Source organism: Albibacterium profundi (genome assembly GCF_042159835.1).
Taxonomy (GTDB): domain Bacteria; phylum Bacteroidota; class Bacteroidia; order Sphingobacteriales; family Sphingobacteriaceae; genus Albibacterium; species Albibacterium profundi.
This window is the reverse complement of the sequence record NZ_JBBVGT010000002.1, coordinates 1,906,823-1,921,410: the sequence shown is the minus strand read 5'-3', so window position 1 is coordinate 1,921,410 and position 14,588 is coordinate 1,906,823. Positions and strand designations below refer to the sequence as shown.

Sequence of the window (14,588 nt, the reverse complement as noted above, 5' to 3'; positions counted from 1 at the left end):
TAATGTTTTTAGAAGCCACCAATATTTTGCTGAATACTAAACGTAAAGGTTTGTCGCCAGTTATCTCTAATACTTGCTGGTAATGGAACTGGATCAAATGCATGACCATAATCGATCCCAAGCATTCCAAAGATTGGCAGATACACCCTTGCACCAACCCCAATAGTTCTACGAACATTGAAAGGATTAAAATCTTTGAAGTTATTCCATGTATTTCCCGCTTCGGCGAAGACCAAACCAAATACAGTTGCCTGATCATTCAACATGATTGGATGACGAAGCTCTAACTGGTATTTAGCGTATATAGGGCTACCCGAATTGATCGCCGTATTGACATCAACTCCTTCAGGAATTACATAACCGTTGGCATAACCACGCATGGCGATAATCTCAGAACCTTGGATGAAATCGAAACCTTGCATCCCGTCGCCCCCCAACTTAAAGCGTTCAAACGCTGGCTGACCGGTTACACTGCTGTAAGTTCCTAAGAAACCAAATTGTGCCTGTGCTTTTAAAACTAACTTCCCTGATATACGTTGAAACCATTGTGAGTCAAATTTCCATTTATGATATTCCGTCCAACGATAACGTTCGGAATCGGGCGCCGTTGCATAATTTGTTTTATTGAATAACGAATAAGGTGGCGTAACTTGTACACTAAACCGTAGGTTCGTACCGGAGGTCGGATAAATTAACGCATCTAATGAGTTACGGCTGATTTCTTGAGTAAGGTTGACGTTATACGACGTTCCTGTCTCAAATAAATAATTTCGCCAGTTTTGAAGCTTATAGCGTTGGAAATTAAGCGCATAGTTGATTCTGAAGAAATTATCTGGCCATTTTAATCGCTTACCTAAACTAACAGATACTCCATCCATTTGAATCCGCTGCATATCTTCGTCAGGTACCGTTTGACGTCCCGTCCAAGGATTGTATCCATAAGATGACGAAGAGGTGAATGCACTCAGACCAAAATAAATGGGTTTCTTTCCACCCAACCAGGGTTCGGAGAATGAGAAGCTATAAGATTGATATTGCTTCCCATTGGTTTGACCACGGAGACTCAGCTTCTGACCATCTCCTCTAGGTAGAGGCTTCCAAGCGTCTTTATCAAATAATTTACGCGTAGAGAAGTTATTAAATGTTAGACCCAAAGTTCCTATAATGCGATTCCCGCCAAAACCACCGGAAAGCTCAATCTGATCGGATGGCTTCTCAACCACGTGGTATTCCATATCAACCGTTCCTTCTAACGGATTTGGTATAGGAACAGGGTTGGTTTTGGTTTCATCAAAGTTACCTAATTGTGCAATTTCTTGCACTGTCCGCATCACCAAATCTTTCGAAAATTTCTGACCTGGTTTATTTGCAATTTCACGTAGGATTACACGGTCATTCGTTACATCATTTCCTTTTACTGTCACCTTACTAACAGTATACTGTGGCCCTTCGTACATCCGCAATTCCAGGTCGATCGTATCTCCATATACTTTTGTTTGGACCGGATCCACATTGAAGGTCAAATAACCATCATTCATATACAGAGTAGAGACATCCGCCTCTGATCGTGATGGCCCGTACAGTTTTAACATTAATTTCTCTTCAGAAAATATATCTCCTTTTCGGATTCCAAGAATTTGATTTAATACCGTATCTGAATATTTGGCATTTCCAGACCAATTAATATTACCAAAATAATACTGCTTCCCTTCATAAATCTCCAAATCTAGTTCAATATGTTTATCGCTCACCTTTCTCACTGTATCCGAAATAATATTGGCATCGCGATAGCCTTCAGCATGGATCTTGCTAATCAAAGATTCCTTTGCTTCATCGTATTTTTCGTAAGTAAACTTCCCTGGCCCCCAGAATCGCCACCAAGTTCTTTGCTTTACTTTCTTCATAAACTTACGAAGTTTCTGATCAGAGAAAACCTCATTGCCTTCGAAGTTAATCTGGTTAACTTTAACCTTTTTATTACGATCCACATCCACTACCAATATCTGATTGTTCGCTTCCGTAGAATCTTTCACTTGGGTCATTTCTATTGTAGGATATAAATATCCCTTTTCTGCCAAATAGCGTTTGATAGTCCCCTCGGTGGTTGTTAACAAGTTTTCATTTATGATTTTGTTTGCGCTCCCATCCACCCGTTCTTTAATATCCTCAGTTTGTGTTTTACTGAGCCCATTGATGTCGATACGTGTTAAACGCGGTCTTTCTACGACAGCGATTTCTAGGAATATCTGGTTACCTTCGATTCGATCAACATTGATTGCAACATCGTCAAAAAGTCCCTGCAGCCAGAGATTCCGAATTGCTGATGTGATAGCTTCTCCAGGAACTTCGATCCGATTACCTACATTTAGTCGTGAAATCGTGATCAAAATATCATTTTCTAAGTATTCCGTTCCTGTCACTTTAACACCACCGATCGTGTATTCTTTAGGTCGCAAATAACTAATATCCTCATCTTGGATTTGTTGTAATAAACTTCCAGAAGAATTGGTATTGGTAGGCATTTGGATTTGAGCAAAAGAAAAAGTGCTTCCCAGTAGTAGTGAACAGAGTATAATTAGTAGATGCTTCATTTATGTAATTTAACGCTGCTAATGTAGCGCAAACAGTTGTTAATTTTTGTTAAAATATTTTTTTGCAAAAAAAGTGGAAAAAATCCACAATCCTGCATGTTTTGACGTATATCTTTTTAAGAGAGCTGTTCACTCGTTAAGCCAAACCGTCTCTCTCGCTTTTGATATGCGATAATGGCTTCGTAAAAGTCTTGCTTATTGAAATCTGGCCAAAGTTTATCTACAAAATACAATTCTGAATAAGCTACTTGCCAAAGTAAGAAATTACTAATACGCTGCTCTCCGCTGCTCCTAATCATCAACTCCGGATCTGGGATGTTAGCTGTCTGTAAGTTACCGGCAAAAAGATCGGCATCGATATCCGACAACTCAATTTTACCATCCAATATTTGCTTTGCAATGCTTTTTGTGGCTTCTACGATTTCTTGACGCGAGCTGTAACTCAATGCCAAGGTCAAGGTACAGTTCTTATTAGTTGAAGTTTTCTCGATTGTCTTACGCAAAAGCCGTGAACATGAGGCTGGCAACTGATCGATATCACCAATAGCATTGAGCTTCACACCATTCTTCATCAAGGTTTTGGTTTCCTTATTAATGGCGTTGACAAGAATTTCCATCAATGCGCTGACTTCAAACTTAGGTCTCTTCCAGTTTTCTGTTGAAAAAGCGTACAGAGTTAAAAAAGGCACTCCAATTTCAACCGCAGCCTCAACAACTTGTCTTACAGACTCCACGCCTTGATTGTGCCCAAAGATTCTTAATTTACCTTTTTCTTTCGCCCATCTCCCGTTACCATCCATAATAATAGCGACATGTTGCGGTAATTTATCTAGGTTAAGCTTCTCCTTGAGTTCCATTTATTTTTTTGTTGCCGGTCGGTAAGTGTCAGATATTCTTATTATTTCCTCTTCTGAAACCGGAAAAATCAGGAACAAAGATAGTAGAATGTTCTAAATTCTTAAAATATTTAATAGTTTCGGCTATCGATACCCCATAGCAGCTTTTGTCTTAAGATAGACAAAAAATTCTCATCTTTTAATCGGATCAGGTTGACTAGAAAGTCTGCTTTCGCTACGGTCAACTTCGTATCCGTATGGAGATCGGTCGTCTTAGAATCACATGATAACAGGAATTCATTACTACGACTTTCTATTTCGAGCGTCAGAACGTCACGGTCTGAAATAACTAGGGGTCGTACATTTAGATTATGAGGCGAAATGGGGGTAATTACAAAGTTATTTGAATCGGGTAAAATTATAGGCCCTCCACAGCTCAATGAATATGCCGTGGATCCGGTTGGTGTTGCTATAATAATACCATCTGCCCAATAGGCATTGAGAAGCTCTCCATTCAAATAAACACTAGTGGTAATCATCGCGGATGAACGTCTTTTCAAAACAGTAATGTCATTCAATGCAAAACTATCACCATTAAACAGGTTTTTACCTTCTGCTTTTACCGATAACAAGGTACGCTTTTCAATTCCATAATCACCTTCTAACAGTCTGTCTAAGGCTGTCGCTATATCATTTTTATTAATACTGGCCAAAAAACCAAGGCGACCTAAATTAATTCCGGTAATCGGTATCTCAGAATTTCGAATGATAGAAACGGCTGATAACATCGTTCCATCTCCGCCCAAACTTAGCATAAAATCAATATCCTTGGGAAGCTCGTCCTTGTTGTCAAACACGTGCCATGCGCCGGATGTAACCGACGAAGAAAGAAATGTATCGAATCGCTTGTATACCCAAAGTTCCACTCTTCTTTCCTTGAGAAGTTTAAACAGCTGTTCGACATAAGGTATTACTGAAGATTGAAATTCGATACCGTAGACTGCAACTTTCATTTACATATTTAAATAGTTCATAAGTTGTTCATATCGATCACTCGAAGAATCATTTACTTTAAGCTCATTGAAGGTTGCTTTTACATGGTAGTCATACCTCAAAAAAGCCGCAACAATAGATGCCACGTCCGTACGATTCAGCTTTATGGTAACCTCCATGCGTGTAGAGTCGTGAAACCGTCTTACATAAGAGCTGAGGATTTGTGCATTATCAGACTCGACGATTTGCGCGATATGTGAAAGGGAATTATCTCTATTATTGACCTCTAAAATGATAATAGCTCCTGGCTCATCAGATGTAGTGATCCGTGCCATGGTCTGGATAACATCATGTACAGTAATACAGCCGCAATAGTTATGCTTTTCGTCAACGACTGCCAAAACATCCAATTGATGTATAAAAAAAAGTCTTACAACATCGTAAAAATGCTGGCTACCGAAAACAAACACCAGGTCGTGAGCTACGTCTTTAAGTTTACGTGTTTCATCCTCGTTAAGTGCCGATCTGATCTCCGCTTCCTGAACTAGGCCGACTAATTGGTTATAACGAACAAATGGAAGCTGCTTTACCTTGTATTCATTCATACGATTCAGCACAGACTGAAGGCTATCGGAAGCCTTCGCTGGATAAATCGTATCGGAAATCATATCTTGTGCAACCATATCGTTCTTTATATATTAAACGCTTATTACAGCGATTAGTTTAATCTATTCAGATAATCTCTAAGCAGAACGTTAAACTCTTCAGGTTGTTCCATCATAGGTGCATGCCCACATTTATCTACCCAATGCAGTTCTGAATTTGGAATTAACTCATGAAACTGTTCCGCCACATCAGGAGGTGTAACGCGGTCTTGTCTTCCCCAGATTATACAAACCGGTATCTTGATCTTTGGAAGGTCCTTCGCCATATTATGACGAATAGCGGATTTTGCCATCGCCAATATTCGAATAACACGCTCTCTATTATTAACAGTCGCATACACGTCATCCACCAATTCTGGAGTTGCAGTCAATGGACTATAGAATGTGAATTCAACTTTCTCTTTAATATATTCGTAGCTTCCGCGTTTTGGGAAGCTACCACCGAATGAGTTTTCGTATAGGCCTGAACTTCCTGCTAATACGAGGGATTTGACATTCTCCTGAGATGCCACACAGTACATTAAACCGACATGCCCTCCAAGTGAATTACCAACAAGGACAAAATCCTTTAATCCCATATGTCGAATAAACTTCGCTAAGAATTTCGATAACGTCTTTACACCCGTAGTTATAATAGGCATCTCATATACAGGCAACATGGGAATTATAACCCTATACTGTCCTTTAAATTCATTGACTACTGCTTCCCAATTACTCAATGCTCCCATCAGACCATGAAGAAGCACGATAACTTCCCCTTCGCCTTCGTCAATATACTTGTATTCTTTATCTTCTTTTATGGTAAAATCCATAGGGTTTATTTTCGCTATTCCTTATATTATGATGTATCACTTAAAAATATTTACATAATTTTTCTAAATGTAATAATTTACATCAGAAAAACATGCTGTTTTTATACAGATAAAACTTCTTTAACAATTTCAGAGATGGTCCTTCCATCCGCCTTTCCAGCGAGCTCCTTATTTGCCACGCCCATCACTTTACCCATATCTTTCATCGAACTAGCACCGAGCTGCGCAACTACCGCCAATACTTTAGATTCAACTTCTTCTCTTTTCAACTGCTTCGGCAGATAATTTTCAATTACTTCTATCTCTTCCCTTTCAATGGCAAGGAGATCATCACGCTGTTGTTGTTCATAAATTTCAGCAGATTCCTTGCGTTGCTTAACGAGCCGCTGCAATACTTTAATTTCTTCCTCCGATCCGAACACACCAGCATTTTTCTCTGTTTCCGCTACAATAATTGCTGCTTTAATAGCTCGAAGCCCTCTTAATTTGGCTTGATCTTTAGCTAGCATTGCACTTTTTATATCTTGATCAATTGTATCTTTTAATGACATTTCGTTATGATTTATATAAGCGAAATTACTTATTTCTATTGACAGTTATCCTTATTGAACATAGTTCCATTGGCTTGAGCTGTTGGCATAATCAGCAAGTCATTAATATTCACATGCTTTGGCCTTGAAACGATATACCACGCAGCATCAGCGATATCAACTGCTAATAACGGATCGAAACCCTGATAAACCTGTTCAGCCCGCTCGACATCACCCTTGAAACGAACGACCGAAAATTCAGTTTCAACTGCACCGGGATGTAAGGTCGAAACTTTTACTCCATAAGGAAGAAGATCTATACGCATGGCTTTACTCAAGGCATCTACCGCATGCTTTGTAGCACAGTAAACATTACCATTAGGATATACTTCTTTTGCGGCGATTGATCCAATGTTAATGATATGCCCCTTTCGTCTTTCTTTCATACCCGGAAGAACTAGTCTGCTCACATATAATAATCCTTTAACGTTCGTATCAATCATCCGATCCCAGTCGCCCCAATCACCCTCGTAAATAGGATCTAATCCTTGGCTCAATCCGGCATTATTTATTAAAACATCAATTTGCTGCCATTGTTTTGGCAAGTTATCCCAAGCTGATTGCACTTGTTCTCTCTCTCTAACATCGAGCTCGATAGTTTTACATTCGATACCGAAAGTGTCAACAAGATTAGTCTTTAACTGTTCAAGCTTGTCGCGCCGACGCGCTACTAACAATAAATTGTACTTCTTCTCAGCAAAAATTCTTGCACAAGCTTCCCCTATTCCAGCACTTGCTCCGGTAATCATTGCAATTTTCGACATATTCTTATTATTTAGTTGCTATATATATCGTACAGATACCAAAAGTTTGCGGCCGACTCAACGCCTCCCGAAAACCTGCCTCTTTTAAGCAATTCGTAAATTCGGCACCATCGGGGAATTGGGCTATAGACTCCGGCAAATAGGTATATGCACGATTATCTTTCGACACCAATTTGCCAATCGTGGGCAGTACATATTTAGAATAAAAAGAATATAGCTGCCTGATGGGGAATTTCTTCGGATTCGAGAACTCCAATATCACAGCTTGTCCCCCTGGTCTAAGAACACGACAGATATCTGTCAAACCGTGATGTAAATTTTCAAAATTTCGAACACCAAAGGCGACGGTTACCGCATCAAAAGAGTTATTTTCGAACCTTAAGTTCTCTGAGTCGCCATGCTCCACGGTAAACACGTTTTCTAGCTCCTGATTTTTGATCTTTTCTTCTGCAATAGATAACATACCTTCTGAAATATCGACCCCGACGACTTGCTTCGGTTTTAAGACCTTAATAGACTCCAATGCAAAATCACCGGTACCGGTCGCCACATCTAAAACTCTTTCAGGTTTCAATCTCTTCAAGCTTGAGATAGCCTTGCGTCGCCATAATCTATCAATTCCAAATGATAAAAAATGATTTAAAAAATCATATTCCTTTGATATGTTATTGAACATGACAGCGACCTGTTGCTTTTTACCAGTATCAGACTGTCCATAAGGTGTAACCGTTTTTGACATATACTACACAAAGATACGAAGCCCAAATTATAAATTAGTATAAAGATTTCCTAGTTTTTAATGTTTAACTTTGTACAATGATTATCAAAAGCGCCGAATTTTTATGTAGTAATACAAGAACAGACAAACTACCGCCGCCAAACTTACCAGAATATGCTTTTATCGGCCGCTCCAATGTGGGCAAGTCTTCATTGATAAATGCACTAACAAATAAAAAAAATTTAGCTAAAACATCACAAACGCCCGGAAAAACACAGTTAATTAATCATTTCTTAATTAATAACACGTGGTATCTTGTGGACCTCCCTGGCTATGGTTATGCGAAAACCTCTAGAACGAACCGGGCAGCGTGGGAAAAATTCATTCGACGTTATTTACGAGCACGTGAAAATTTACAATGCATTTTTGTACTCGTTGACAGTCGTCACGAACCACAAAAGTTAGATCTGGAATTCTGCACGTGGTTGGGTGAGAACGGTATCCCCTTTCTACTTGTCTTCACAAAGGCTGATAAACAATCAACCCTAAAGTCAACTCAAAATATTGAAAAATTTAAAAAAGCACTATTGAATTGGTTTGAAGAAGTCCCGCCCGTCTTCTTAACCTCGTCAGAAACTCAAGAAGGATGTGAGGAGTTATTAAAGGAAATCCAGCATATCAATCAAGGGTACAACCCAAATGAAAGTTAGAATATAATTATTTATTATCTGAAATGAAGAAGTATTTTTCTTTGGTTTTATTTGCTCATAGCATCTTCGCATTACCATTTGCATTTATTGGTTTTTTTCTAGCGACAACAAGCAATGATCTGAATTTCAGTCTAATCAAGTTTATATTGATGTTACTTTGTATGGTCTTTGCTCGTAATGCAGCTATGGCATTTAATCGGTATATCGACCGGGATATCGACATCTTAAATCCCAGAACTTCGAATAGAGATATCCCAGCGGGAAAGGTATCACCTAAACAAGCAATAGTTTTCACCATGATAAACTGCATAGGCTTCGTCATTGCGTGCTATTTCATCAACCCTCTTTGTTTTTACCTCTCTCCTGTTGCGCTTTTGATTATCTTAGGTTATAGTTATACAAAACGTTTTACGGCACTTTGTCACTTGGTTTTAGGACTTGGACTCGGGCTGGCTCCTTTAGGAGCGTATCTTGTGGTAACCGGCTCCTTTGATATCGTACCTGTACTGTACTCATTAGCGGTCATCTTTTGGGTTAGTGGATTCGATATTATTTATGCTCTACAAGACGAAGAGTTTGATAAAGCGAAAGATTTGTATTCAATACCCGCTTTTTTCGGTAAAAAGAGAGCACTACGAATATCAGAAATTTTCCACGTATTCTCCGCTATCTTTGTCATTATCCCAGTCTATTATATGAGCTTTGGCTGGCTTTATTACCTAGGAGTTATTTTCTATATCGCCTTACTGACTTATCAGCATATTATAATTAGCCCTACCGATTTAAGAAGAGTGAACCGAGCATTTATGACTACTAATGGAATCGCTTCTGTCGTATTCGCTATCTTCTTTTTACTAGACATTTGGATTCAAAAATAGAAAAATGAAAGAACTAAAAATCGTAAAAAAGAATAGAACCTTTGTCCCAGAAAAATTAGACGTCGTTTGGGGAGATCTAGCCCCACTTTTTGAAGATTTAAAGGCAAGGGAAATCCACACAGTACAGGAGCTGGAAAAATGGATGGCAGATCGTAGCGAACTTGAAGCGATGCTCGAAGAGGACGCGGCATGGCGGTATATCAAAATGACCTGTAATACAAGCGATGAAACTCTTCTGAAAAATTTTCAATACTTTGCTACGGAAATAGAGCCTAAAATCGCCCCTCTGAATAATGAGCTCAATAAGAAATTGATTAACAGCCCATTTATTCACCAACTTGACAAAGAGAAGTATTTTATCTACCTGCGCAGTGTTCAGAAATCATTAGAACTCTTTAGGGAAGAAAACATTCCCTTACAGACGCAAATTCAAATTGAACAACAAAAATACCAATCAATTACTGGTGCGATGTCGGTTCGCTTGGATGGAAAGGAGTATACGTTGGAACAAGCAGCAGTTTTCATGAAAGATTTAAATCGATCTAAACGAAAATCCGCGTGGGATACAATTACAAACCGGCGATTGGAAGATAGAGATGCACTAAATACCTTGTTCGATAAGCTGCGATCATTACGCCATCAGGTGTCTTTGAACGCTAACTATGACAACTTCAGAGATTATGCATTTCAGGTAATGGGCCGATTTGATTATACACCTGAAGATTGTTTCAAATTTCATGATGCTATAGAACGGAATATCGTTCCTATTTTAAAAGAGAATGCTTCAAAGCGGAAAAACAGCTTGGATGTCGAAACACTGAAACCTTGGGACATGGATGTCGACCCAGACAAACTACCCCCTCTACGTCCATTCCATGGCGGAAATGAACTAATAGAAAAAACAAAGGTTTGCTTTACAAAAATACATCCATACATTGGTGAACGTATCGAAATCATGGAAGCCAATGGCTTGTTTGACGTCGAGAGCCGAAAAGGTAAGGCACCCGGAGGATATAACTACCCACTCTCTGAAAGCGGTGCACCGTTCATTTTCATGAACTCTGCTAATACGTTCCGAGATCTTACAACGATGGTTCATGAAGGTGGACATGCGTTACACACCTTTATTTCATCCCACCTGGAGCTTAATGATTTTAAACACTTACCGAGCGAAGTGGCAGAACTAGCTTCCATGTCGATGGAGTTAATCTCCATGTCGTACTGGGATGTTTTCTTTGACAATGACGAAGATTTAAAAAGAGCTAAAAGAGAACAGTTGATCGATGTACTGAAAACCTTGCCTTGGGTTGCAACAATCGACCGCTTCCAACATTGGATTTATACAAATCCAGAACACACGGTAGAAGAAAGGGAACAAGAATGGATATCTATATTTAATAGATTCGGTCATCACTTTGCTGATTGGACTGGCTTGGACGACGCTCGTAAAAATTTATGGCAAAAACAATTACACTTATTTGAAGTCCCATTCTATTACATTGAATACGGAATGGCTCAATTGGGTGCAATTGCTATTTGGAAACAATATCTCGAAAACCCCGAACAAGGTTTAGACCGTTATATGAATGCTTTGAAATTAGGTTACACGAAAACGATCCCTGAAATATATCGGGCCGCAGGCATCCAGTTTAATTTCGACGAAATGTACGTAAAGGAACTAGCCAATTTTATTAATGAACAACTAATAAAATTACAGGATTAAGCAACCCCGAATGACGATAGAAAAAAACAAGAGATTTATTATCATATTATTACTCGGGTTGCTTTCTGCACTCGGCCCATTTTCTATTGACATGTATTTGCCCGGTTTTCAGGCTATCGCCACAGACTTGGGTACGAATATCGAGCAGATACAAATGTCGCTGACAAGTTTTTTTATTGGCATCGCCTCGGGGCAAATTATTTATGGGCCTCTGTTAGACCGTTTCGGTCGCAAGACTCCTCTTGTGATTGGTTTATTTATATATGTAGCAGCGTCTATTGGCTGCGTTTTTATTCAAACGGCAGAGGGACTTATTCTGCTTCGTTTTATACAAGCCTTAGGAAGCTGCGCCGGAATGGTAGCCGCTAGAGCCTTGGTACGTGATTTTTTTCCGGCATCTGAAACGGCAAAGATATTTTCCATGTTGATGTTGGTTATCGGAGTTTCCCCCATTCTAGCGCCAACATTGGGTGGATATGTTATACACCTTTGGGGGTGGCATTTCATATTTGCATTTCTCGCCATCCTGACAACAATTATCGCTTTAGGTGTGATTTTTATTCTTCCAAAAAGCAAACCTAACCCTCATCTGTCGCTGATGCCAAAACCCATCATCACAAGCTTTTGGCAAGTCTTAAAAACTCGAGAGTTTATAATATATGCAGTGACTGGAGGTACAGCATCTTCCGGGATGTATGCTTATCTATCAGGATCACCCTTTGTCATGATGGATGTATACGGTTTAACCGAACAACAATATGGATGGGTATTTGGCTTGGTAGCTGCTGGGTTAATTACGGCGAGTCAATTAAACAATTTACTTCTTAAAAGGCATAGCAGCGCTAGCGTCGCCCATTACGCATTGATGATGCAAGCGTTTATTGGTTTTGCTTTATTTCTGTTCGCAGTACTTGATATGTTAAGCTTATTTGGTATCATAGCATTAATCTTTTGCTTTTTAGCCTGTCAAGGCTTTGTGTTTCCAAATACATCGGCATTAGCCTTGAACCCGTTCACCAAATCAACGGGTAGCGCATCTGCGCTGCTTGGAAGCATTCAGCTATCGATTGGCGCGGTCGCTTCAGCAATGGTTAGTCTTTTGCATAACAACACCTCAGTCCCAATGACAGCAATTATGGCGTTTTGTGCCGTATCAAGCTATTTGGTACTTATCGTAGCAGGGAGAATATCGTCCAAAAAGGTCAAAGTTTCCAAGAATCCTATATAATATATTTTCATGCGAATGTTGTAACTTCGTGATATGGCAAACACATCACTTAGGGAAAAAATAGACGCTCTACGGAAAGAACTAAATCAATATAATTACGAATATTACGTACTTGCTCAACCTTCGATTTCAGATTTCGATTTCGATCAGAAATTAAAGACCTTAGAAAAGCTAGAGAACGAAAATCCAGAACTTTTTGACCCTAATTCACCTACACAGAAAGTGGGCGGAGAGATAACTAAAAAATTCAAGGTGGTAACACATACTTGGCCCATGCTGTCATTGAACAATACCTATAATGAGCAGGAACTAAAAGATTTTGACACAAGAGTAAGAAAGGCGATAGGCGATCAAGTAGAATACGTTTGCGAACTTAAATTTGACGGCCTCTCTATCAGCATACGCTATGAGTATGGAAAAATGACTCGAGCTGTTACCCGAGGCAACGGCGTACAAGGTGACGATGTAACGGCCAATGTCAGAACAATACGTAGTATTCCTCAACAATTAAAAGGCGACAAATTCCCTGATTTTTTTGAGATACGAGGTGAGATTTTTATGCATCGAGCTGCTTTCTTGCGTCTCAATGATGACCGCAGGGAGCGAGGAGAACAAACCTTTGCGAATCCTCGCAATTTTGCCGCCGGGACAATTAAATTACAAGACTCAAGTGAGGTTTCTAAAAGGCCGTTAGACTGCTTCCTTTATTTTTTATACGCTGATAATCGTGAAAAACTCTTTAAAACCCATTCCGAAAGTTTGAAAGCACTTCAAAATTGGGGTTTCCATACCAGCAAACACACGTCGGTATGTCAAAACATGGATGAAGTTTGGGAGTTTATTGAATATTGGGAAAAAAATCGGAGTTCGCTGTCCTTTGATATTGATGGAATCGTTATTAAAGTAAACAACTATATTCAGCAAGATGATCTTGGATTTACGGCTAAATCACCCCGCTGGGCAATTTCCTACAAGTATAAGGCCGAAGAAGTATACACAGTACTAAATGAAGTAACATACCAGGTCGGACGGACGGGTGCGGTGACCCCCGTTGCCAATCTCGAACCGATATTGCTAGCTGGCACAACGGTTAAAAGGGCAACTTTACATAATGCGAACGAAATTGAACGACTCAATCTACACGAACAGGACACGGTATTAATTGAGAAAGGTGGTGAAATCATACCGAAAATAATTTCTGTTGACACAGAAAAGCGCAAAAAAAATGCAAAACCTGTTATCTATCCTTCGAGCTGCCCCGAATGTGGCACTACCCTGATACGCGAAGCGGGAGAAGCCATCTATTTCTGTCCTAACGATCGTTATTGTATCCCACAAATTCTAGGTAGGCTCCAACATTTCGTGAGTAAAGGAGCTATGGATATTAACGGAATCGGGAACGAGACCATCGTTACCTTATATCACGCCGGCTTAGTAAAAAAAATTAGTGATTTATACACACTGAAGGAACATACTAAAGAGTTGTCCGGAATAGAGAGACTGGGTGAAAAGTCAATACAAAATATGTTAAGAGGCGTTGAGAAATCGAAAGAAAAACCTTTCGAAAGGATTCTTTTCGGTCTAGGAATCCGCCATATTGGTTCTACCGTCGCACAAAAAATTGCCAATCACTTTGAAACGATAGAAAAACTAAGCAAAGCAAGCATTGAAGAGTTAATGGGTATCCATGAAATCGGCGAACGAATTGCTGACAGTTTAGTAAACTACTTCGGTGATGATGAGCATTTAAACGAAATAGAAAAACTAAAAGCCTTAGGGCTTCGCTTTGAAACCGTGAAAACACAAACGGAAATATTGGGCGATCAACTAAACGGTAAAACATTTCTTATATCAGGGGTTTTTGAGACTATCAGTAGAAACGAACTGAAAGAACAGATTGAAAAACACGGTGGCAAAATGCTAAGCAGCATATCAAGCAAATTAAACTATTTAGTTGCGGGTGATAACATGGGACCGAGCAAACTCGCTAAGGCCGAAAAATTGAATATTGATATAATTTCCTACGAACAGCTATTAAAAATGATAATAAAATAGCCATATTTGCAGAATAATAATAAAA

13 protein-coding genes are annotated in these 14,588 nt (G+C 39.3%); 5 read left to right on the top strand and 8 right to left on the bottom strand.

The genetic code is table 11. The features are described from left to right. Nucleotides 1–8: 8 nt before the first annotated feature. The 8 genes from bamA to ubiE all read right to left on the bottom strand — a co-directional run bounded on the left by bamA (nucleotide 9) and on the right by ubiE (nucleotide 7,990). The gene (bamA, locus tag WKR92_RS10070; RefSeq protein WP_375557702.1) at nucleotides 9–2,591 is read right to left on the bottom strand and encodes an outer membrane protein assembly factor BamA; all 2,583 of its coding nucleotides are present in this window, start codon (nucleotides 2,589–2,591) and stop codon (nucleotides 9–11) included. Nucleotides 2,592–2,707: 116 nt separating this feature from the next. Next, nucleotides 2,708–3,448, bottom strand: a complete 741-nt coding sequence (uppS, locus tag WKR92_RS10065; RefSeq protein ID WP_375557701.1) for an undecaprenyl pyrophosphate synthase — start codon at nucleotides 3,446–3,448, stop codon at nucleotides 2,708–2,710. 110 nt (nucleotides 3,449–3,558) lie between these two features. Next, nucleotides 3,559–4,440: an NAD kinase gene (locus tag WKR92_RS10060; protein WP_375557700.1), complete on the bottom strand. Its 882-nt coding sequence runs from the start codon at nucleotides 4,438–4,440 to the stop codon at nucleotides 3,559–3,561. Beyond that, the gene (locus WKR92_RS10055; RefSeq protein WP_375557699.1) at nucleotides 4,441–5,103 is read right to left on the bottom strand and encodes a CBS domain-containing protein; all 663 of its coding nucleotides are present in this window, start codon (nucleotides 5,101–5,103) and stop codon (nucleotides 4,441–4,443) included. It lies immediately after the preceding gene. A 35-nt stretch (nucleotides 5,104–5,138) separates the two neighbouring features. Further along, nucleotides 5,139–5,897: an alpha/beta fold hydrolase gene (locus WKR92_RS10050; RefSeq protein ID WP_375557698.1), complete on the bottom strand. Its 759-nt coding sequence runs from the start codon at nucleotides 5,895–5,897 to the stop codon at nucleotides 5,139–5,141. A 101-nt stretch (nucleotides 5,898–5,998) separates the two neighbouring features. Next, on the bottom strand, nucleotides 5,999–6,448 hold the full coding sequence (locus WKR92_RS10045) for a GatB/YqeY domain-containing protein (protein ID WP_375557697.1): 450 nt from the start codon (nucleotides 6,446–6,448) through the stop codon (nucleotides 5,999–6,001). Nucleotides 6,449–6,483: 35 nt separating this feature from the next. Beyond that, a complete protein-coding gene (locus WKR92_RS10040; protein ID WP_375557696.1) occupies nucleotides 6,484–7,251 on the bottom strand; it encodes an SDR family oxidoreductase in 768 nt (255 codons plus the stop codon). A gap of 7 nt (nucleotides 7,252–7,258) precedes the next feature. Beyond that, on the bottom strand, nucleotides 7,259–7,990 hold the full coding sequence (gene ubiE, locus WKR92_RS10035; protein WP_375557695.1) for a bifunctional demethylmenaquinone methyltransferase/2-methoxy-6-polyprenyl-1,4-benzoquinol methylase UbiE: 732 nt from the start codon (nucleotides 7,988–7,990) through the stop codon (nucleotides 7,259–7,261). Nucleotides 7,991–8,067: 77 nt separating this feature from the next. Here ubiE and yihA point away from each other — a divergent pair, with 77 nt between their 5' ends. From yihA to ligA, 5 genes are read left to right on the top strand one after another with little or no spacing between them, the layout of a single operon-like run. After that, nucleotides 8,068–8,679 (top strand): ribosome biogenesis GTP-binding protein YihA/YsxC, encoded by a 612-nt coding sequence (gene yihA, locus WKR92_RS10030; RefSeq protein WP_375557694.1) that lies wholly within the window; start codon nucleotides 8,068–8,070, stop codon nucleotides 8,677–8,679. 23 nt (nucleotides 8,680–8,702) lie between these two features. Further along, on the top strand, nucleotides 8,703–9,557 hold the full coding sequence (locus WKR92_RS10025) for a UbiA-like polyprenyltransferase (protein WP_375557693.1): 855 nt from the start codon (nucleotides 8,703–8,705) through the stop codon (nucleotides 9,555–9,557). 4 nt (nucleotides 9,558–9,561) lie between these two features. Continuing rightward, nucleotides 9,562–11,280 carry a M3 family oligoendopeptidase gene (locus WKR92_RS10020; RefSeq protein ID WP_375557692.1) on the top strand — a complete coding sequence of 573 codons (1,719 nt, stop codon included), beginning with the start codon at nucleotides 9,562–9,564 and terminating at the stop codon, nucleotides 11,278–11,280. 10 nt (nucleotides 11,281–11,290) lie between these two features. After that, nucleotides 11,291–12,508 (top strand): multidrug effflux MFS transporter, encoded by a 1,218-nt coding sequence (locus tag WKR92_RS10015; RefSeq protein WP_375557691.1) that lies wholly within the window; start codon nucleotides 11,291–11,293, stop codon nucleotides 12,506–12,508. Nucleotides 12,509–12,541: 33 nt separating this feature from the next. Further along, a complete protein-coding gene (gene ligA, locus WKR92_RS10010) occupies nucleotides 12,542–14,563 on the top strand; it encodes an NAD-dependent DNA ligase LigA (RefSeq protein WP_375557690.1) in 2,022 nt (673 codons plus the stop codon). The last annotated feature ends 25 nt before the right edge of the window (nucleotides 14,564–14,588 follow it).